This window comes from Acinetobacter lactucae, from assembly GCF_013122135.1.
GTDB classification, from domain to species: Bacteria; Pseudomonadota; Gammaproteobacteria; order Pseudomonadales; family Moraxellaceae; genus Acinetobacter; species Acinetobacter lactucae.
The window spans coordinates 419,770-440,036 of record NZ_CP053391.1 but is presented as its reverse complement, the minus strand read 5'-3'; the positions used below and the strand labels follow the sequence as shown (position 1 = coordinate 440,036).

At 39.6% G+C, this 20,267-nt stretch carries 20 protein-coding genes and 1 pseudogene; 10 read left to right on the top strand and 11 right to left on the bottom strand.

Annotated elements, in window-relative coordinates; translation table 11 throughout:
• The first annotated feature begins 1 nt into the window (after position 1).
• The 6 genes and pseudogenes from HLV59_RS02080 to HLV59_RS02055 all read left to right on the top strand — a co-directional run bounded on the left by HLV59_RS02080 (position 2) and on the right by HLV59_RS02055 (position 4,936).
• Entirely contained in the window at positions 2-1,549 is a 1,548-nt protein-coding gene (locus HLV59_RS02080; protein WP_005804609.1) for a helicase HerA-like domain-containing protein, read from the top strand.
• Positions 1,546-1,691, top strand: a pseudogene (locus tag HLV59_RS02075) (hypothetical protein). Before HLV59_RS02080 ends, HLV59_RS02075 begins: the two are co-directional and overlap by 4 nt.
• Before the next feature lie 2 nt (positions 1,692-1,693).
• Positions 1,694-2,458, top strand: coding sequence for a globin domain-containing protein (locus tag HLV59_RS02070; RefSeq protein ID WP_078224991.1), 765 nt, complete (start codon positions 1,694-1,696; stop codon positions 2,456-2,458).
• Positions 2,459-2,546: 88 nt separating this feature from the next.
• Positions 2,547-2,984: an RrF2 family transcriptional regulator gene (locus tag HLV59_RS02065; protein WP_016143566.1), complete on the top strand. Its 438-nt coding sequence runs from the start codon at positions 2,547-2,549 to the stop codon at positions 2,982-2,984.
• A gap of 100 nt (positions 2,985-3,084) precedes the next feature.
• Complete coding sequence (gene yihA, locus HLV59_RS02060) at positions 3,085-3,861, top strand: ribosome biogenesis GTP-binding protein YihA/YsxC (RefSeq protein ID WP_016143567.1); 777 nt, start codon at positions 3,085-3,087, stop codon at positions 3,859-3,861.
• A 124-nt stretch (positions 3,862-3,985) separates the two neighbouring features.
• Positions 3,986-4,936: a metal-dependent hydrolase gene (locus tag HLV59_RS02055; protein WP_080648601.1), complete on the top strand. Its 951-nt coding sequence runs from the start codon at positions 3,986-3,988 to the stop codon at positions 4,934-4,936.
• A 45-nt stretch (positions 4,937-4,981) separates the two neighbouring features.
• Here HLV59_RS02055 and HLV59_RS02050 read toward each other — a convergent pair whose 3' ends face one another.
• Complete coding sequence (locus tag HLV59_RS02050) at positions 4,982-6,247, bottom strand: dicarboxylate/amino acid:cation symporter (protein ID WP_031946439.1); 1,266 nt, start codon at positions 6,245-6,247, stop codon at positions 4,982-4,984.
• Positions 6,248-6,356: 109 nt separating this feature from the next.
• A complete protein-coding gene (locus HLV59_RS02045) occupies positions 6,357-7,229 on the bottom strand; it encodes an acyl-CoA thioesterase (protein WP_016143570.1) in 873 nt (290 codons plus the stop codon).
• A 276-nt stretch (positions 7,230-7,505) separates the two neighbouring features.
• Between HLV59_RS02045 and plsB the strand changes: the two genes are divergently transcribed.
• Positions 7,506-10,079, top strand: a complete 2,574-nt coding sequence (gene plsB / locus HLV59_RS02040) for a glycerol-3-phosphate 1-O-acyltransferase PlsB (RefSeq protein WP_032054637.1) — start codon at positions 7,506-7,508, stop codon at positions 10,077-10,079.
• Positions 10,080-10,125: 46 nt separating this feature from the next.
• Here the strand turns inward: plsB and HLV59_RS02035 are convergent, their stop codons facing one another.
• A complete protein-coding gene (locus HLV59_RS02035) occupies positions 10,126-11,109 on the bottom strand; it encodes a putative solute-binding protein (protein ID WP_171429239.1) in 984 nt (327 codons plus the stop codon).
• A gap of 79 nt (positions 11,110-11,188) precedes the next feature.
• Positions 11,189-12,004 carry a Rossmann-fold NAD(P)-binding domain-containing protein gene (locus HLV59_RS02030; protein WP_171429238.1) on the bottom strand — a complete coding sequence of 272 codons (816 nt, stop codon included), beginning with the start codon at positions 12,002-12,004 and terminating at the stop codon, positions 11,189-11,191.
• A 20-nt stretch (positions 12,005-12,024) separates the two neighbouring features.
• Here HLV59_RS02030 and recG point away from each other — a divergent pair, with 20 nt between their 5' ends.
• Both recG and HLV59_RS02020 read left to right on the top strand, forming a co-directional pair.
• Positions 12,025-14,070 carry an ATP-dependent DNA helicase RecG gene (recG, locus tag HLV59_RS02025; RefSeq protein WP_062850174.1) on the top strand — a complete coding sequence of 682 codons (2,046 nt, stop codon included), beginning with the start codon at positions 12,025-12,027 and terminating at the stop codon, positions 14,068-14,070.
• Positions 14,063-14,692 carry a ComF family protein gene (locus tag HLV59_RS02020; RefSeq protein ID WP_057105668.1) on the top strand — a complete coding sequence of 210 codons (630 nt, stop codon included), beginning with the start codon at positions 14,063-14,065 and terminating at the stop codon, positions 14,690-14,692. The genes recG and HLV59_RS02020 overlap by 8 nt, the downstream gene beginning before the upstream one ends.
• A 1-nt stretch (position 14,693) precedes the next feature.
• On the opposite strand, the gene HLV59_RS02015 is transcribed toward HLV59_RS02020, so the two are convergent.
• Entirely contained in the window at positions 14,694-15,095 is a 402-nt protein-coding gene (locus HLV59_RS02015) for an NUDIX hydrolase (RefSeq protein WP_057105669.1), read from the bottom strand.
• A gap of 14 nt (positions 15,096-15,109) precedes the next feature.
• On the bottom strand, positions 15,110-15,691 hold the full coding sequence (locus HLV59_RS02010) for an LOG family protein (protein WP_057105670.1): 582 nt from the start codon (positions 15,689-15,691) through the stop codon (positions 15,110-15,112).
• A 158-nt stretch (positions 15,692-15,849) separates the two neighbouring features.
• Here HLV59_RS02010 and HLV59_RS02005 point away from each other — a divergent pair, with 158 nt between their 5' ends.
• Positions 15,850-16,863: a magnesium and cobalt transport protein CorA gene (locus HLV59_RS02005; RefSeq protein ID WP_016143578.1), complete on the top strand. Its 1,014-nt coding sequence runs from the start codon at positions 15,850-15,852 to the stop codon at positions 16,861-16,863.
• A gap of 72 nt (positions 16,864-16,935) precedes the next feature.
• Here HLV59_RS02005 and HLV59_RS02000 read toward each other — a convergent pair whose 3' ends face one another.
• From HLV59_RS02000 to HLV59_RS01980, 5 genes are read right to left on the bottom strand one after another with little or no spacing between them, the layout of a single operon-like run.
• A complete protein-coding gene (locus HLV59_RS02000; RefSeq protein WP_016143579.1) occupies positions 16,936-17,223 on the bottom strand; it encodes an STAS domain-containing protein in 288 nt (95 codons plus the stop codon).
• Positions 17,224-17,234: 11 nt separating this feature from the next.
• Positions 17,235-17,876, bottom strand: a complete 642-nt coding sequence (locus HLV59_RS01995; RefSeq protein ID WP_002116826.1) for an MlaC/ttg2D family ABC transporter substrate-binding protein — start codon at positions 17,874-17,876, stop codon at positions 17,235-17,237.
• 30 nt (positions 17,877-17,906) lie between these two features.
• The gene (gene mlaD, locus HLV59_RS01990) at positions 17,907-18,590 is read right to left on the bottom strand and encodes an outer membrane lipid asymmetry maintenance protein MlaD (RefSeq protein WP_125697968.1); all 684 of its coding nucleotides are present in this window, start codon (positions 18,588-18,590) and stop codon (positions 17,907-17,909) included.
• Positions 18,590-19,366 carry a lipid asymmetry maintenance ABC transporter permease subunit MlaE gene (mlaE, locus tag HLV59_RS01985; protein ID WP_002117010.1) on the bottom strand — a complete coding sequence of 259 codons (777 nt, stop codon included), beginning with the start codon at positions 19,364-19,366 and terminating at the stop codon, positions 18,590-18,592. Before mlaE ends, mlaD begins: the two co-directional genes overlap by 1 nt.
• Positions 19,363-20,181, bottom strand: coding sequence for an ABC transporter ATP-binding protein (locus HLV59_RS01980; RefSeq protein WP_016143581.1), 819 nt, complete (start codon positions 20,179-20,181; stop codon positions 19,363-19,365). Before HLV59_RS01980 ends, mlaE begins: the two co-directional genes overlap by 4 nt.
• Positions 20,182-20,267 lie beyond the last annotated feature (86 nt).

The window sequence follows — 20,267 nt, the reverse complement described above, 5'->3', positions numbered from 1 at the left end:
TATGGGTACACCGATTGTTATTGCTAAAAATATTAAGGACACATCAAAAGAAATTGTTTTACTTCCCCAGTTTGCTAACCGTCATGGACTTATTGCAGGCGCCACAGGTACAGGTAAAACAGTTACGTTAAAAGTTCTAGCAGAGAGTTTCTCTCGAATCGGTGTGCCGGTATTTCTTGCCGATGCTAAAGGCGATGTTTCAAGTCTCGCAAAAGCTGGTGAAGCTTCGGATAAATTTAATGAACGCTTAAAACTTTTACAAATTGATAGTGTTCCATTCGCAGCAAACCCAGTTGTTTTTTGGGATTTATTTGGTCAGCAAGGTCATCCTATCCGAACCACCATTTCTGAAATTGGGCCAATTTTATTAGCGCGCATACTCAACTTAAATGATACCCAAGAAGGTGTTTTATCTGCTGTATTTCGTATTGCAGATGACCAAGGGTTACTTTTAGTCGACTTTAAAGATTTAAAAGCCATGATTACTTTTGTGAGTGAACATGCAGCTGAGTTTAAAGCCGAGTATGGTAATTTATCTCCAGCCAGCCTAGGTGCCATTCAGCGTAACTTACTCGCTCTTGCCGACCAAGGTGGAGAACAATTCTTTGGAGAACCAGCTTTAAATATTCTGGATTTTATTCAAACCGATGCAAACGGACACGGCTATATCAATATTCTTGCTGCTGACAAGCTCATGAATACGCCTAAATTATACGCCACTTTCCTCTTATGGATGCTTTCAGAGCTATTTGAACAGCTACCAGAAGTCGGTGATATGGATAAGCCTAAACTCGTGTTTTTCTTTGATGAAGCTCACTTGTTATTTGATAATGCCAGCCAAGCTCTACAAGACAAAATTGAACAAGTGGTACGTTTAATCCGCTCCAAAGGGGTGGGTATCTACTTTATTACTCAAAACCCACTCGATTTACCCGAAAGCGTTCTTGGTCAACTTGGTAATCGCGTTCAACATGCATTACGTGCATTCACCCCTAAAGATCAAAAAGCTGTAAAAACCGCAGCAGACACTTTCCGTGCTAATCCCGAGTTTAAAGTTGATGAAGCTATTACCCAACTTGGTGTTGGTGAGGCACTCATTAGCTGTCTAGATGAGCAAGGTACACCACAGATTGTAGAACGTGGTTGGGTTATGCCTCCGTACTCTGCATTTACCCCGATCACTCCAGAAGAGCGTCAGACTTTAATCTCGCAGAGTATTATTGCTGGGGTTTATGAACAAGCTGTAGATCGTGATAGTGCCTATGAAATGCTACAGAATAAAGTTGCTGAACGCGAACAACAGCAGCAAGACGCCGAACTTGCAAAACAACAAGCTAAAGAACAAGAAACTTTAGCAAAACAGCAAGCTAAAGAGCAGGAACGTTTGGCACGTGAGCAATTAAAAGAGGAAGAACGAGCAGCCCGTGAACGAGCTAAACTCACACAAGACATTGTGGGAACTTTTGCCAAAAGTGCTGCACGCAGTTTAGGAGGAAGTACCGGCCAAAAACTCGTAAGGGGCTTGCTCGGCTCTTTATTTGGTAAATAAAAAAATTTAATAAAACTGTGTTAATTCTAGGGGATTTTATATCCCCTAATTTTTTTATGGTTTTTCTCAAAAAGTTATTGCCATTAATTTTTTAAAGATGTATTTTAAATACATCTTATATAGCCAGATAAATAAGGTCTAGCCATGACTCCACAACAAATTGAACTTGTTAAATCTACCGTACCTGTTTTACGTGAACACGGCGTTACGCTGACTACATACTTTTATAAGCGTATGTTGAATAACAATCCCGAATTAAAAAATGTTTTTAATTTAGATGACCAAACCAGCTTACGTCAGCCTCGTGCTCTTGCAGCTGCTGTACTTGCTTATGCAGAAAATATTGAAAACCCCACTGTTCTAGCCAAAGCTGTTGAACGCATCACTACTAAACACGTGAGCTTAGATATTCAGCCTGATCAATATGCAATTGTTGGTGACAATCTACTTCATTCAATTAGTGAAGTACTCAATGTGCCATTTGAATCAGAGCTTATCGAGGCGTGGAAGCAAGCATACTTACAGTTGGCTGATATCTTGATTGGTGTTGAAAAACAAAAATATGAACAACTTGAAAGCTTAAAAGGTGGATGGGCTGGCTGGCGTTCATTTGAAATTACTCAAATTGATCCTCTGGAATCTGGCAAACGCTTCACTTTAAAAGCAACTGACCATGAAGACGTACTGACTAGCCCAGCAAATGCCTTTATTTCAGTTAAAGTACAAGTTCCCAAGCAACAACTTGAACAACCAAAAGCTTTTAAATTTACAGAAGCTCAAGAAGATAACTCGTATCACTTTGAAGTCCAGCCTGAAGAAAACCACACTGAGTTTTCGGTGGCTAATATTTTACTTGAGCATTACAGAGTGGGTGATCAAGTGCAGGTTTCAGCCCCTTTAACGCTGTAATGTAAAAACCTCTTGCCTGAAAGTTTTCTTATTTAGACTTTCAGGCTAAGATGATCATCCTTTTTATTCTCTTCCATTTTTGGTGATCATGCAGCTTAATAAATTTACCGATTATGCATTACGAATATTAATGTATGTTGCACGCCCCAGTGATGCACCCTACACGATTGCAGAAATCGCGAAAGATTTGCATGTTTCACAAAACCATTTAGTTAAAGTTGTTCACTTCATGGGTAAGCAGGAATGGATTATTACCATTCGTGGAAAAGGTGGAGGAATTCGCTTAAATCCAGATGCACTTAACTCAAACTTAGGTTCAATTGTTCGAATATTACAAGGTGATAATCAAATCGTTGAATGCAATACACCACCTTGCGTATTACGCAGTCACTGTGGTTTAAAAGGTATTTTAGATCAAGCTTTAGAGAGCTTTTATCAAAGCCTAGACCGATACACACTCGGAGAAGTTTTGCAGCAATCAAAATCTGCTCCTGCTAACTCCCCTATTGCCTTTTTAGAAATCTAACTTCTATTGATTTTTATAAGTTGATTTATTGAAAATTAGCAAGAATACCCAAGCTCCTTTATACTAGGCGCGAGCCCTCTCATTTAAAAAGTTATTTTTTATGCGTCGTAGTGAAAAATCGAAAGACACCAAAGCCAGACTCGCACCCAAGCAAAAAATCAGCTATGAAAAAGCACCAGATCCGGCGATCACAGCCTATGCTGTGCAATCTCTAAACTGGTTACGCCAAGCTGAGTTTCTAATGAGTGCTCCTAAATTGGCACTTTGTGTTGAAGATAGTGGCTACGAGATTGCTTTTGCAGGACGCTCAAATGCTGGTAAGTCCAGTGCCATTAATGCCTTGACCAATAAAAAACAGCTCGCACGTGCCTCTAAAAAACCTGGCCGTACTCAGATGATTAACTTCTTTAGTCTAGGTAATCCTGATCAGCGTTTAGTCGACCTTCCCGGCTATGGCTACGCAGCTGTACCTGAAGACATGAAACGAGTATGGCAAAAAGAGTTAGAGAACTATTTAATCCATCGTAAAAGCTTACAAGGCTTAGTATTACTGATGGATATTCGCCATCCTCTACAGCACTTCGATATGATGATGCTAGAGTGGGCTTATTCACGTCATCTTTTTGTTCATATCCTTCTAACAAAAGCGGACAAACTTAATCGTGGTCCAGCAAACAAAGTACTCTTAGAAGTTAAGCAACAGCTGAAAAAAATGAAGCTTGATTTCTCGATTCAACTTTTCTCATCACTCAATAAATTAGGTTTAGAAGAACTAGCTAGTGTTATGGCTGGACGTCTACATTTTACGCTTGATCAAGAGCCGGAATTTGATATCGATGCGATTCCTGAAGCCACAGATGAGGATGCTGAAAGCTAAATTGTCATAGCAGATACAATTTCTTCATTAAATTTATATTCAAATTGGCCCCTATTGCTAAACACAAATGTAGGGGCTTTTTTTATACTCGTTATAACTTCATCGAGTTAAAAATCAGGACTAAATGATGAAATTATTATCTTTTTTGAAGAACAAGGCTTTAGGTTCTTCTATTGACTATAAAATTCTTCCACGTAAAGTAAAATTTGACTGGAAAGATACCCCTGTTGACTGGATTCCAAATCAGCCTTTCGCAAGTTATTTTATTAATGAAATTAATAACATTTTACCTGCCGGAGAATTCTGGTTTTGCCGTTTGTACAATAAAGTTTTACCGCAAATTAAAGATGAAAAACTTAAACAGGATGTACAAGCATTTATCCGCCAAGAAGCTATGCATGCTAATGCGCATACTTCTGCCAATAAAGAATATTTAAGTGCGCGTAATATTGATATCCAGCGAAATCTGGACATTATGAATTATCTATTTACTACCGCCTTAGCAGATAAACCTTTTGATAAAGAAGTCCCTCAATTTCTACAAGAGCAATGGGACCTTTTCCGTTTAGGCGTTATTGCAACCGTCGAACATATGACCTGTGTATTAGGGAAATATGCGCTCTATAACAAGCGTTGGGAAGAGTTAGGCGCTGACCCTGAAATGGTCGATCTAGTTAAATGGCATGGTTCAGAAGAAATTGAACACCGTACCGTTGCTTTTGATTTATATCGCCATCTTGGTGGTGGCTATATTCCACGCTACTATTTAAGTCTTGCAGTGATTGTACTGGTACTTGGATTATGGGTAGATGGTGCTGCACATATTATGAAACAAGATCCTCGCTTTTCAGATGCCGCTAAATCTAGATTTTTCCCAGTGTGGGTTGCTGTAGAATGGCTTAAGATTAGTCGCAAAGATAACCAAGTTCTACCAAATCCATTTTGGCTGATTGCCCAACAAATTGATTACCTCATGCCTTGGTATGATCCAGTTAAAGAAGGCAGCACTGAAGATGCGGTAAGTTATTTATCTCAATCTCCAGCAGCAAAAAGAGCCGAGCTTCAAGCCGCTTAAAAATAAAAAAGCAGGATTTTAAATCCTGCTTTTTTATATAGGAGATTAGACACTGATATCTTTATCTTTTGTATAACGGTCAACCACCACACTAATCATCATATCGCCTTGCACATTGACCACTGTTCTCACAGTATCGAGTAGACGATCAATCGGAAGTAAAATTGCAATTGCTTCAGCTGGTAAACCTACAGACTGCAAAACCATAATCATGGTGACCATACCCGCACTCGGAATTCCAGGTGCACCGAGTGATGCAATCATTGCTGTTAAGCACACAATAATTTGTTGTGTCAGGTTTAAGTCTAACCCCACCAAATTCGCCACAAAGAGTGCAGCTGCCGCTTCATATAGTGCCGTACCATCCATATTAAGCTGCGTGCCTAAAGGAATTACGAATCCTGCTGTTTGAGGGCGAACGCCTAAGTTTTCTTGTGCGCATTTCATACTAAGTGGCATCGTGGCAGAACTAGAACTGGTTGCAAATGCAGTGATCAGCGCTGTACGTGTTCCTTTGAAAAAAGTCCAAGGACTCATGCGGCCAAAAATCCAAAGTAATAGCGGCAAAACAACAGCACCATGAAAAATGGTAGTCCCCGTCACCACAACAGCAAACTCAGCCAAACGACTTAATACCGAAATATCTTCCGTTGCCATTAACTTTGCTAATAAAGCAAAAATACCTAAAGGTGCCAGCTTCATTACCCAACCGACTAGCATCATCATTATTTCAAAAAACTGATGACTTAATACGCGAACACTTTTGAAACGCTCACCGCCATGGACTAAAGCCACACCAACAAATAGGGCGAATACCACAACAGCTAAAACGTTACCATCGCTAAAGGCTTTAAATGGGTTGATTAATGTATTTTGAATAAAATTAGTGAAAAAACTTGCAGGGTTTAAACTATCAGGTGCCTGATAGTTTTGCATAGATGTTTGGAAAATAGAGATATCTATACCGCGCCCTACTTCAAATAGATGAGCACAACTTATACCTAAAATTAAAGCCAATGTTGTTGTGGTCAAACAACATAAAAAGGTAATTTTCCAGACTGGACCTAACTGCCCTCCCGCCTGCAAATTCGACACCCCCACAACAATCGAACTAAAAATTAAGGGCACCAATAACATTTTAAGCAGCCCAATAAAGACACTACTTAAAATGCCCAACCCATATAAACTATGTTTTACAAACGCAGTATCTGGATATAGCGTTAATAAGAAACCAAAGGCTAAGCCTAAAATGGCAGCAATAAGAATTTGTGTGTTTAAGTTCATATCAGCATTATTTTTTTCAGTTGGCAGTCCTTTTGCAAATATGACATGAGCCTGCTTCTCATACGAGCAATTTTTTGTCACATCGTTTCAATTAAAAATAAAAAAGCCATCTGATGAGATGGCTTTATAAATAAATTTATTGCGTTTCAATTTCCCGCAAACGAATTAAACCCTCTTGTACGGTACTGCATACCAGCTGACCATTTTGCCACATACGGCCAAAGTTTAAGCCACGAGAAGCTGCGCTGACTGTTGCTTCCATATCGTAAAGCATCCATTCGTCAGCACGCAGCGGGCGATGGAAATAAATGGCATGATCAATACTTGCACATTGTAAACTTGGAGAAATATAGCTGAGCCCATGTGGTCTTAACGCGGTTGTCATTAAGGTAAAGTCTGAATAAAACGCAACAATCGCTTGATGCAAGGCAATTTCATCTAATTGTTTTGGAATACGGTCATGGGTACGAATATAGTGAGCATTATAAGGCGCTTCGGGTTGCGGCTGAAATGGGTTTACCGGATCAATTGGGCGAATTTCCACATGACGCTCACGCATAAAGCTAGCACGAACATTTTCAGGTACGAAGTTTAGAATACCTTCTTTGAGTTCATTTTCAGATTTAAGAGTCTCTGGTGCAGGGTATTCTGGTTCTTGATGTTGATAGTTCAAGCCTTCTTCGGGGTTAGCAAAAGAAACCATCGCCGAAAATATAACTCGGCCATGTTGAATTGCACGAACCTGCCGGCTTACGAAACTCTTCCCATCACGCAAACGATCTACTTCATAGATAATTGGGGCATTAATATCGCCACCATATAAAAAATATGCATGCAAAGAATGCGCGGGACGATCGGTTGTATAAGATGCCGCACGTAAAGCCTGACCCAAAACCTGTCCACCAAAGACACGTTTACCGACAAGATTACGGCTTATGCCACGGTAAATATTTTCTTCTAGCTTTTCTAAAGTGAGAAGATCGACAAGTTCTTGGGTTAACGCATTCATGAGAGATACCTTCATATTTCAGGTAAAAAATCGTATTAAAGTACAGATGTGTAGAATCTATTGTGCCATAAAAAACTATTTGAACATGGAACAATCAGTCAACTTCTGACGAACATTGTTCATATAACAGCTAAAAATACGATTTTTAACGATAAAATATGCCAAAAGCATTATAATTTATAAGAAAGTAGCATATTGTTTTTTTTAATAAATGCCGCAAAATAATTACCCTCTGCATTTGGTGCTGGGATTTGTCTTTAAGAAGTAGGAGTTCTTATGTCCAAGAGTGGGTTTGGTCAAATGTATCGTCGGCTTTCGAGTAAACTACTTGACCTCGTGGTAACACCACATGTTCTTGGGGAAGTTCCTACTGAACCAGTATCAGAAACAACAGAAACAGAAGCAAAAACTGACCGCCAAAAAGTGGTTTGTTACGTCTTACAAAACCACTCTCGAAGCAATGCTCTGGTGGTTGATGGAGAAACGCGTCGTTTAAATTTAAAACCTGCGTTAGATCCATTAGTTGTTGGCACTCATCAGGAAAAAGCATCAGTTTTATTTTTACAGCACAATGATGAAAATAATTTACTGAATCCGCCTCCTCATGCTTTTCCACCACGCTTATTAAAACTTATTGAAGTTTTACAAGAAAACCCTGAACTTGATATAGAGCTTGTTCCGGTTACAGTTTTATGGGGCCGTTCGCCAGATAAAGAAGATTCTTGGTTTAAATTATTATTTTCAGACACATGGGCAACACCAAGCACAGTTAAGCAGCTGGTTAATATTGGTTTGCATGGCCGTCAGTCTTATTTAGAATTTCATGAACCACAATCGCTACGTGAATTGGTTGAATATGCACAGCAGCATTATCCAAATCTTTCACCAGCAACTTATATTGTGAGTACATTAAATGATTATTTAGACCGTCAGCGTGAAGTCGTGTTAGGCCCCGATTTGTCGGATCGCCGCAATGTCATGCAATCGGTTGTTAAATCTCGTGATGTGCAAGAAGCAATCCGCCGTGAAAGTATTCGCGGAAAAGTGAGCATGCTTGAAGCTGAACGCCGTGCGATTGGTTATGTGAATGAAATCGTATCGGATTATTCACATTCAGCAGTGCGCTTTGCTGACCTTGCCTTAACGCGCTTATGGACTCAGCTTTATGACGGCGTAGAAGTACATAACTTTAGTACCGTTCGTGAACTAGCGAAAGACTATGAAGTTGTCTATACACCGTGCCATCGCAGTCACATTGACTATTTACTATTGTCATATGTGATCTATAAACGTGGTTTGATGGTTCCGTATATTGCTGCAGGTGATAACTTAAACTTACCATTTGTTGGGCAGCTTTTACGTGGAGGCGGTGCATTCTTTATTCGCCGCTCTTTCCGTGGAAATGGTCTATACACCACTGTATTTAAAGAATACTTATACAGCATCTTGTCACGCAACACGCCTCTTGAATACTTTATTGAAGGTGGACGTTCACGTACTGGACGTTTATTACCGCCTAAAACCGGTATGCTTGCCATGACAGTTCACAGCCATTTACGTGGCCGTGCTAAACCTATCGTTTTCTTACCAACTTATATTGGTTATGAACGACTTATGGAAGGCTCAACTTACGTAGGCGAAATGCAAGGTAAGCCAAAAGAAGCCGAATCTATTTTTGGTATTGTGAAAACCTTACGAAAAATTGAACGTATCTTTGGTAAAGTCCACGTGAACTTTGGTGAACCCGTTTTCCTTGATGATCTGCTTAAGCAACATAATGCAGAAAACGTTTATATCGAGAAAAATGACGACCCAATTCCTCAAGCTGTTTCAGATGCAGTAAATAGCTCTGCACATGCAATTTTAGAAAATATTAACCGAGCTGTGGTGATAAACCCTGTTTCTTTACTTTCTATTATTTTGCTTGCAACTCCAAAGCATACGCTTGATGAAGAAATTTGTATTAAGCAGCTAGAAGCTTATCGTAACTTGGCATCGAACTTCCCATATGACCAACGTATGGAAGTAACGCCACTTTCTGGTAAAGAAATTATTGCGTATGGTTTAAAGCTTAAACTCATTAAACGCGTTCAGCATGCGCTTGGCGATATTATTGCGATTGAAGATAATCAAGCTGTTCTTTTGACTTACTTCCGTAATAACATCTTGCACGCCTTTGTTTTACCTTCTCTAGTAGCATCACTTGTTGAGCATAATGGAAAAATCAGTCGTTCAGATTTAACTAATGTCATCTATACGCTCTATCCATTCTTGAAAGCTGAGTTATTCCTTAAATGGAAGAGTAGCGAGCTTAAGGCACAAGTTGAGCAATATGCAGATGCTCTAGTTCAATCTAACCTTATTCAACAAGACGATGAAGGTAATTTGATTAGCTCTGCGCCTAATACTGAAGAGCATAATCAGCTTGTTGTTTTAGCGACACCAGTTAAACAAAGTCTTGAGCGTTACTACATGACGCTTGCGCTCATCACCCAACGTGGTTCTGGTAATATTTCTGCTAAACAAGTTGAAGAATTAAGTCATTTACTCGGACAACGCTTGTCAGTCCTCTATGAATTTAATTCGCCAGAGTTCTTCGATAAAGCTTTATTCCAAAGCTTCTTAAAAGTACTTACTCAGCAAAATTACATTCGTACCAATGACCAAGGCCAAATTGAGTTTGATGACAACTTCCGTCAAATGGCTGCTGGCGCACAGTTGGTGCTTGATGAAGTAACCTTGCAAATGTTGCAGCATATCACCACCTTTACTGACGAAGAATTGAAAGATGCTCTTGAAGCAATGGCATCTCAACAAGCTAAACGCCGTTTAAAACGCAAAAAAGCTTAATGTCTTCAGTCAAAATAAAAGGCAACTTCGGTTGCCTTTTATTTTATTAGCGAATTGGACATTCAAAATAACGTGGATCATCCATACAACGTAAGCGCTTCATAAGCTGAACAAAATAAGCATCGTAATAACCTGAAAGAACATACTGATTACGTATTTTGGCAACCATTACGTCATAACTTTGCTTCTCATAAAAAGAGACATCTACCCAATAATAAGCAGGTAAATGATTTTCCCATTGTGTCGCACGATTCGTCAGCAATTGGCTATTTTGAACGAACCATCCTCGAATTTTCCGGCCAAAATTAGCGGGATAAGCTTGCGGCTTAATAATTAAATTAACACCGAAATATGCCAAAGGAAAATTAATGACTTGAGTATCTGGTCCAAATTCTTTTTGTAAGTTATACGGCAATAATCCATACACTGGGGCAGCAATAATATCGATTTTATTTTGCTTAAACTGCGCAATCGCGTTAGATAAATCGACATAAACTGGCTGAGCACCTACACTTCGCACCAGTGCTTGTTGTGGTGGATTGTTGGGTAGCACCCCAATACGCTGATTTCTTAATTGAGCGACTCTAGAGAGGTTCTTATTTTTTAGAACCATGTAAGCAGTTCCAATTGGAATCATTCCTATAGCTTCATAATTGTTAGAAACTAACCTTTTCTCGATTGTAGGATGATTTAAAAGCTGCAAAAAGCTTTTGGCCGTACGGTTATTAGGAATAAGCCCTATACCCGCGGTACTTCCCATAAATTGGTTATAACGATAAGTATTGAAATTGGATGCAGCTAAACCTGAACATTTTCCATCATCAAAAGCTTGTATGGCCTGCTGTTCTTTTTGATAGGTAACCACTTTAAATTTGACTTGGTATTGCTGGGCATAAAGTCGAATGTCATTTAAACGGCGAGTAATATCCCCTTGGGACCCGATAGGATCATAGGCACACCACACCTGATCCTCAGCCCAACTCGCAACAGCTGTTACGCTCAAGATAAGAGCTAAACAAATTTTTTTCACTTTCAACCTTTTTATCTTTATCGGCAATTTGACTGCCTCATCAGGTATTTATGTTCTTATTTAAAGTTTAATCAAAATTTCATTTAGTGCTATGAACATTTAAACATAATAAATAGTCATTAAAGCAAATTGGATGTTCCAACTGAAAACCTGTTGTAGATAAATGTTTTGCATAAATTCTTTTACCTGAAATTTGGTTTGATTCTAAAGTTAATTCTGGCAATCCCAATTGTTTTTGAAACCACACAATAATTTCATGCAAAGGCAATGGTTGATTATTAGTCACAATATAGCTTGCTTGATGACTTTCGTAATCAGCCATAAAAGCCAAAAATCTTGCTAAATCATCAATATGTATTCGATTGCTATAATGTATATTTGGATAACTTTGATTATTTTCAGCCATTTTCTTTAAGCGGGCAATGGAAGTTCCATAAATACCTGTAGGACGAACAATTACAGATTGAGTTGGATAATATTTTTGCCAGAGTAACTCCATATTACGCAATATATGGCCTTGTTCATCACTTGGATGAATTTCACTAAAATCATCAATAATTTCTCCTGCATTTTCACCATACACCCGCGTAGAAGAGACAATGATTATTTTTTTTACTGGATGTATTTTTAATGCTTCTCGAATCGGTTCAATACTATCAACATAAGTATGTTGATAGCCCTCAACCGTACTCTCGTCTGGAGAAAGTAGAATATATACAACCTCTACAGGTTCAATATTACTTAAATCGAGCGAAAAAATATCTTGAACAAGATGTGTTGCGTAACTATCCGTTTTTACACTACGGCTGATTGTGGTAATTTGATGTTCTTTCTCAAATAGTTGTTTAGCAACACGCTGAGATGTTTTACCATAACCGATAAATAATATATGCATAGAAAACTCGTTGAGGGGACATGACTTCAGTCCATCAGTTACAAGGCGTTGGATCGGCTTCAGCAGCCCTGCTCGAAAAACTAAATATTTTTACCACAGATGATTTACTGTTTCATCTGCCACGTGATTATGAAGACCGAAGTACGATTATTCCAATGAATCAACTTGTGGTTGGACGGAGCTATTTGCTCGAAGGTGAAGTCAAATCAATTGACTTCCCTCCGGGAAAACGAAAATCTATGGCAGCCTTGGTTCAGGATGAATTCGGTAAAGTCACCTTACGCTTTTATCATATATATAAAAACCTGACTGATAAAATAAAACCAGGTCATCGCTTACGTATTTTTGGTGAAGTCCGCGTAGGTGCTCGCGGCCTTGAGATGTATCATCCCGAAATTCAGCTCATTCATGAACATACACCTCTACCAAAAACTCAGCTTACAGCAATTTATCCGAGTACGGATGGGCTCACTCAACCTAAACTGCGCGAATACGTTAAACAAGCTTTAAAGCATCATAGCGATGCCCTACCCGAGCTACTTCCAAAGCAATATACCAATGGCTACGCGCTTAAAGAAGCTTTGTATTACATTCATGAACCTCCCGTTGATGCCAATATGCTCCAATTGGCTCAAGGTTCGCACCCTGCACAGCAACGGCTTATTTTTGAAGAACTGGTTGCACATCAAATTAGTTTACTTAATCGCCGTGCTTATATTCGCCAAATTGCGTCACCTGCTTTTTCAAGCAGTAAAATATTAGCTAAAAAACTATTAGAAGCTTTACCTTTTCAAATGACCAATGCACAAAAACGTGTATCTAAAGAAATTTTAAATGACTTAAAACAGCACCAACCCATGCTACGCCTAGTACAAGGTGACGTAGGTGCTGGAAAGACCTTAGTTGCTGCTGTAGCTGCTTGCCATGCTTTAGAAGCCGATTGGCAGGTTGCATTAATGGCTCCTACTGAAATTCTTGCAGAACAACACTATTTGAACTTTAAACGTTGGTTTGAACCATTAGGTGTAACCGTGGCATGGCTATCTGGCAAACAAAAAGGTAAAGCCCGTGCCCAAGCAGAACAACAGATTAAAGAAGGCCACGCGGAACTTATTGTCGGTACACATGCCTTATTTCAAGATAATGTTGGCTTCGCTAAATTAGGGCTAGTGATTATTGATGAACAACATCGCTTTGGTGTAGACCAACGTTTAGCTTTACGCAATAAAGGTGCTGAGCAGTTCACCCCTCATCAACTCGTAATGACAGCCACACCTATTCCAAGAACTCTAGCAATGAGTGCATATGGTGATTTAGACACATCAGTTATTGATGAGTTACCTCCGGGCCGTACTCCCATTCAAACGGTTACCATTCCGCTTGATCGTCGAGAGGAAGTACTCCAACGTATTGCTTCAAATTGCAGAGATGGGAAACAGGCATATTGGGTATGTACATTGGTTGAACAGTCTGAGACTTTAGATGCACAAGCAGCGGAAGCAACTTACCAAGAGATGAAAGAGCGTTTCCCTGAGCTCAACATTGGCTTGGTGCATGGCAAAATGAAAGCTGACGAAAAACAAGCCGTCATGCAAGCATTTAAAAATAATGAATTACAGCTTCTTATCGCAACGACAGTGATCGAAGTTGGAGTCGATGTTCCCAACTCCTCCATTATGGTGATTGAAAATGCTGAACGCTTAGGCCTATCTCAGCTACACCAATTACGTGGTCGTGTAGGTCGAGGGGCTCAAGCCAGCTTTTGCGTACTTTTATACAAAACACCTCTTTCACAAAATGGGCAAGAGAGACTTTCTATTTTAAGAGAAAGTAATGATGGCTTTGTGATTGCAGAAAAAGATCTTGAATTACGCGGACCGGGTGAATTACTAGGGACTAAACAAACTGGGGATATGGGATTTAGAGTTGCTCGGTTAGAGCGAGATGATCATTTACTGAGTCAAGCTCACTATGTAGCCCAGCAAGTATTAAAAGATTATCCAGAACAGGCAGATGCTCTATTAAAGCGCTGGCTTCCTGAGGCACCTCGCTACGCCTATGTTTAGTTTTTTAAACTTCCAACATCTTATTCAGTTATTTTCACCTTGCTCATTGTGCGAGTTAGGCATGCGAGAAAAATACTCGCTCTGTAAAGACTGTTGGGAACAGCTACCTTGGCTTAAACAAACAATTCAACGTAATAATCTATCTGTTCTTGTGGCCTGTAATTATGCTTATCCAGTTAACCGGATTATTCAGCAGTTTAAATATGAACAAAAATTACATTATCAAATCTTATTAGGGGAAATTTTAAAACAATTAAAATTTCCCAAGGTACAAGCGATCGTACCTATGCCCATTTCCAATCAACGTTTAATCGAGCGTGGTTTCAATCAGTCATTACTACTTGCCAATATCTTAAGCAGACACTTAAAAATACCTGTTTGGCAACCAATTCAACGCTTAAATGAGCACTCTCAAAAAGGGCTTACTCGACTAGAACGCTTTGAAAATATAGAACAACAATTTTTACCTCATCATCAAGAGAAACGACGTTATCGCCGCGTTCTCATTATTGATGACGTGATAACTACAGGAAGCTCTGTTCATGCGCTCAGTCAGGCACTTAAACAATTAGGCTGCACATCCATTCATACGGCGTGCCTAGCAGCAACGCCGAAGAGTTAAGCTATTGCACTGTAGATAAATACTCTTCACACCAAGGAATGACAATTTCTCGGGTCAATGGGGCAAGTTGAGTTTCTGAATCATTTAAATCTATCCACTTCATTTCTGCAATTTCGGCTGCAATTTTAGGAGCCTGATCAAGCTGAACAAGATATAAATGACTCACTAAAATATGATCTGGTTCATTGGCAGCTGCTGTTTCAAAATGACCAATGAATTGCTCAATCACACAAGAGCTACCCACTTCTTCTAAAATTTCTCGTTGCATGGTGATTTCTGGTGCCTCATTAGGTTCCAGCTTGCCACCCACTTGCATAAAAGCTTGTGTATTACGCTTTCGTACTAGCAATAACTGATTTTGCTCATTTAAGATCACTGCGGCAGCGACCGTAATTGTTTTCACCTATTTAACCTCGTTTATGGTTGAACATCTGCATTTGTCCATTTTGGAGCAGGAGCCTGATATTGTTCAAATTGTTGAAGAATATCTTCAATGTTGTCTGAGGAGATCAATTTATCAACGAACCGTGCTTGGCTGAATCCGTTATCCACCGTCCCTTGAATCATTTTAAGTAAATCTTCATAAAAGCCCGCTACATTTAAGAAAGCACATGGCTTTTGATGAATCCCTAATTGCGCCCACGTCCATTGTTCAAAGATTTCTTCCAAAGTACCTGCACCGCCCGGCAAAGCAATAAAGCCATCTGAAAGATCCGCCATCTTGGTTTTGCGCTCATGCATATTTTCGACCACATATAATCTGGTTAGGCCCGGATGAGCTAACTCACGATCAACTAAAGCACGAGGGATCACGCCCATGACTTGTCCACCTGCTTGTAAGGCACTATCGGCAACCACCCCCATTAGCCCTGAGCGACCACCACCATAAACCAAGGTTTTACCTTGTTTTGCAATTGCCTCGCCTGTAGCTTGGGCAATTTGTTGGAAAATTGGGTTTGAACCAAGAGATGAACCACAGAAAATACAAATTGATTTCATAGTGTAAAAAACCGTTTTATTGAACTGTCATGCTGACAAACTAAACTATCGATAGAGTTTTTTTTTGCAAAATAGCGTATTGGCAAGTGTTTTTCGGCAAATCCTTGTCTAAAATACACCCATCCATTTCCATCAGACTGCGTGAGGAAAAAAGACACATGCTTGAAGCCTTTTATGCCACAGAACGCGGAAGTCTGGAAGATGCCACCATCAATGGTGGATTTGATCTACATCCCGAATTAGTCTGGCTTGATCTTATTGCACCCTCACAAGAAGAGCAACAATGGGTATTAGATGCCTATGACCAAAATTTACCAACACTCAAGTCGCTTGAAGACATTTCATCTTCTGCACGATTTTACCGTGATGATGACGGTATTTTGCATATCAGTACTTATTTTTTAACGAAAAATAAAAATTACCAAGTAGATGGTGATACAGAAGACTCATCACACATTTTAGCAATGGTGCAAACGGTCGCTTTCATTTTACATAAAGATCGCTTGTTCACGATGCGCGGAGAAAAATTAGTTGCCTTTCGCGCCTTTCGTGCACGTGCTCGTCGAAATGACTATGACATGGACTATAAAGATCCTACATGGATTTTATTAGGCCTTCTTGAAGCAAAACTCGATGAGCTTGCGGATATCTTAGAAGATATCCACAAAGATTTAGAAAAATATTCTACAGAGGTTCTTAATAACCACCAACGTGAAAAAATTCTAGATCTCGATGACATGATTACACGCCTCGCTCAACAAGAAGACATGCTAGGAAAAGCACAGCTTTGTCTTATTGATTTACGACGTGTACTTACTTTCTTATCACGTCCACGTGCTTTAGGCAGTCATATTTATGACGCAGACATTCGAGAACTGAGTGAAGATGTGCGCTCACTGGTAGAGCATGATGCCTTCTTATTCCAAAAAGTACGATTCTTACTTGATACGACGTCCGGATTCATTAACACCGAACAGAATGACACGATTCGTCGATTCTCGATTTTACCAAGTATGTTAGCTCCACCTATGCTCATTGCCAGTATTTATGGAATGAACACAGACGTATTACCTTTTGCACATGGTACGACCAGTTTCTTTATTGTTTTGCTCATTATTATGGGCTTCTTTATTGGGCCGATCATTTATTTCCGCTGGAAAAAATGGATTTAAGCTTTGTAATAAAATGCTAATTTCGAGCATAAAAAAGCACCTATATTTAGGTGCTTTTTTATATCTTAAACATCAGATCAAATGCAGATCTTCCTGCAAATGGCAAGCTTGAATGATCTTCAGCATTTTCTCAGGTACATTTTTAAAATGCAAACCAGCATTTTTTGGGGTCTCTCGTAACCATTGAACTAAAACAGCCAATGCCAAGGTACTACCATGCTCAAGCTCAGTTAAATCTACCACTAGGGGGAAGCTTTGCTGCTTCTTTATGATAGCCAAACCTGCTTGATACTGTTGTTCCGCATTTTCAAAATCAATTTTTCCCGAAATAACCAATTGTTGGTTGAGATACTGAACCACTCGTCACCTACTTATTTCTTTTTGTTTTGATTAACCGCTGCATCTGCATCAGGTTGGAAAGTTGCAATTGCTTTATTTAAATCACCACCATTGCGTTTCACTGTTGCAGCAAACTGATTACGGAACTGTAATCCTAAATCAATACCAGAAACATTGATATTACGGATTTTCCATTGAGTACCTTTGTCAGCTAACTGGAAAGAAACAGGAATTTTTTCACCATTGTGATTAAAGTCCAATGTCACTACAGGGTTTTTACCCGCAGTTGCCTTGTAAGGGCGCATGGTATAGCTTTGATTTGTATATTTAGCAAATGCGCTACCGTAATTTTCAATTAATGTATTACGGAAGTTCGTTTCAAACTGAGCGCGCTGTGCAGCTGTACTATACTGATTCGTCGCATAAGTACCCATCACAATACGAGTGAACGCTTGTGAATCAACATACGGGTCTAAGTTCTGACGTACAATTGATTTTACTAAAGCAGGATTGTTCTGCAACTTAGCATGATCTGCTTTTAAACGAGCGATCAAACCATCAGCAACACGCTTAATAAAATCTGGTGGTGCTTCTGAAGGTGCAGCAAAAGCTGTACCTGCAATCATAGTAGACAAAAGACTTGCTGTCAGGGTTTGTTTAAACAACGTATTCACCTGGAACCACTCCTTCAAATAATCTTTTATTTACTCAACAAATGATGTTTGCGCACTATCACTATTAGCGCTTGCAGGAGCATCTGCTTCTGTTGAGGTTGAACCAGCAGCGACTTTGCTTGCACCACCACCAGTAATAAATTTACTAATTAAATCTTCTAAATCCATAGTTCCTTGGGTATTTGAAATCGTATCGCCACGTTTAAGATAGTTTAAACCACCACCTGGAACGACTTTCAAATATTTCTCACCCAACAAACCATTCGTTGCTACCATTATATAAGCATCTTCATCAATACTTGTGATGGAGTTCATGTTACTGGTCAGTTGCTGTTCCATTGCTTTTTGTTGCTCTGGAGAAGCCTGCGTATAGTCAGAACTATAACGGAGTTCATCTAAAGCATTTTTTTGAACTTCTTTTAGCTGCTCAGCATTAAAACTTGTCAATTTTCCATCTAAACCAAAGGTTACCGTAGCCAAACGCGTAACCGGATCAAGGGTAATTGAATCAACACGACCAATTGTGACACCGCTCATCGTTACTTTAGCACGAGGCTTTAAACCGTTGACGTTATCAAACTGAGCCTTCATGGTATAACTATCATTTAAGTTAGTTCCAACAAGGCCACTAACTTTCATGGCTAAAAAGAACAAGGCAATACCGAAGATAATAACAAAAATACCTACGGCCAGCTCACTACTACGTGATTTCATTAAATCCCTCCGAACATGACCGCAGTCAACACGAAATCAAAACCTAAAACACATAATGAAGAATATACAACTGTTCTCGTCATTGCAGTTGCGATTCCTTCCGGAGTCGGATCACATGCATATCCTTGATATACCGCAATCCATGTACATAACAAAGCAAACACAATACTTTTGATAATGCCATTTACGACATCATGCCCAAATTGCACATTGTTTTGCATTCCGCTCCAGAATGAGCCTTCATCGACGCCAAGAAAATCAACACCTACCATTTTACCGCCCACAATACCAATCGCAGCAAAAATGACAGTGAGCATCGGTAAGCTGACCACTCCCGCCCAAAGACGTGGTGATACGATTTGTTTTAATGGGTCAACACCAATCATTTCCATGCTGGCAAGTTGTTCACTTTGCTTCATTGAACCAATTTCTGCTGTTAATGCAGAACCCGCTCGACCGGCAAATAACAAAGCAGCAACTACAGGTGCCAATTCACGCAGCAATGTTAAAGACACCATTGTGCCTAGCATTGATTCACTGCCGACGTTTACTAAAATTGAATATCCTTGTAAACCGAGCACCAAACCAATAAATAGGCCTGACACTGTAATAATTAACAAAGACATTACCCCTACCCGATGCATTTGGTAAATAAATCGTCCAAAGCCACCAGATGAAGGAAAAGAAAAAACAATTTGTAAGAGCATTAGTGCCGCAACACCAATCCCTCGAATCCGCTCAATAACGAGTCTACCTAACCAGGCAATCGTATTCATGGACGAACCTCGTTATTTAAATAGGCTTGATGACTAAATTGGTATTCAACCGGTCCTTCTGCCGAACCTGTTAAGAATTGGCGTACAAATGGAGAAGCATATGCTTGTAACTCTTCTGGCGTTCCTTCCCCTTGAATTTTTCCTTCTGCTACAACGTAAATGTAGTCAGCAATAGAAAGGGTTTCAAGAACGTCATGCGAAACAATAATTGTGGTTAAATCTAAAGCTTCTCGCAATGAACGAATTAAACGTGTCAACACACCTTTTACAATTGGGTCTTGCCCTGCAAACGGTTCATCGTACATGATTAAATCAGGGTCAAGTGCGATTGCACGTGCTAAAGCGACACGACGGTTCATACCACCTGAGAGTTCTGTAGGCATTAATTGTTCAGAACCACGCAACCCTACTGATTCAAGTTTTAAAGCAACCAGTTCAGCAATTAGATTTTCAGGAAGCTTGGTGTGCGCTCGGATCGGGAACGCTACATTTTCATAGACGGACATATCCGTAAATAAAGCACCGCTCTGAAATAACATACCCATACGTGCACGGGCAGAAAAAAGTTCTTGACGAGACATTTTGGCAATATCTTTACCGTCGAGCAAAACTTCACCCTGATCAGGAACTAACTGTCCACCAATCAGACGTAATAATGTTGTTTTACCTGTACCAGAAGGTCCCATAATGGCCGTAATCTGGCCTCGACGTATATTTAAACTAATATTGTCATAAATGACGCGTTCCCCTCGATTAAAACTCAAATTTTTCACTTCAATAAGTGGTTGAGCCGAGAGAGGAGTTTTATTATTCATAATGGCAATCGTTCCTGCACTTTTATGCACGCATACTATAACACTGAAAATTGGCAAACTTGTTGTTATTTTGACAAAAGCAAAGC

Excerpts from the sequence above, each read along its gene's own strand:
- yihA (WP_016143567.1), top strand. The coding sequence starts at position 3,085 with ATGCGTCGTAGTGAAAAATCGAAAGACACCAAAGCCAGACTCGCACCC.
- mlaE (WP_002117010.1), bottom strand. The coding sequence starts at position 19,366 with ATGAATACGATTGCCTGGTTAGGTAGACTCGTTATTGAGCGGATTCGA.
- plsB (WP_032054637.1), top strand. The coding sequence starts at position 7,506 with ATGTCCAAGAGTGGGTTTGGTCAAATGTATCGTCGGCTTTCGAGTAAA.
- HLV59_RS02045 (WP_016143570.1), bottom strand. The coding sequence starts at position 7,229 with ATGAATGCGTTAACCCAAGAACTTGTCGATCTTCTCACTTTAGAAAAG.
- HLV59_RS01980 (WP_016143581.1), bottom strand. The coding sequence starts at position 20,181 with ATGAATAATAAAACTCCTCTCTCGGCTCAACCACTTATTGAAGTGAAA.
- HLV59_RS02020 (WP_057105668.1), top strand. The coding sequence starts at position 14,063 with ATGTTTAGTTTTTTAAACTTCCAACATCTTATTCAGTTATTTTCACCT.
- HLV59_RS02010 (WP_057105670.1), bottom strand. The coding sequence starts at position 15,691 with ATGAAATCAATTTGTATTTTCTGTGGTTCATCTCTTGGTTCAAACCCA.
- recG (WP_062850174.1), top strand. The coding sequence starts at position 12,025 with ATGACTTCAGTCCATCAGTTACAAGGCGTTGGATCGGCTTCAGCAGCC.
- HLV59_RS02005 (WP_016143578.1), top strand. The coding sequence starts at position 15,850 with ATGCTTGAAGCCTTTTATGCCACAGAACGCGGAAGTCTGGAAGATGCC.
- HLV59_RS02065 (WP_016143566.1), top strand. The coding sequence starts at position 2,547 with ATGCAGCTTAATAAATTTACCGATTATGCATTACGAATATTAATGTAT.
- HLV59_RS02030 (WP_171429238.1), bottom strand. The coding sequence starts at position 12,004 with ATGCATATATTATTTATCGGTTATGGTAAAACATCTCAGCGTGTTGCT.
- HLV59_RS02070 (WP_078224991.1), top strand. The coding sequence starts at position 1,694 with ATGACTCCACAACAAATTGAACTTGTTAAATCTACCGTACCTGTTTTA.
- mlaD (WP_125697968.1), bottom strand. The coding sequence starts at position 18,590 with ATGAAATCACGTAGTAGTGAGCTGGCCGTAGGTATTTTTGTTATTATC.
- HLV59_RS02080 (WP_005804609.1), top strand. The coding sequence starts at position 2 with ATGGGTACACCGATTGTTATTGCTAAAAATATTAAGGACACATCAAAA.
- HLV59_RS02055 (WP_080648601.1), top strand. The coding sequence starts at position 3,986 with ATGATGAAATTATTATCTTTTTTGAAGAACAAGGCTTTAGGTTCTTCT.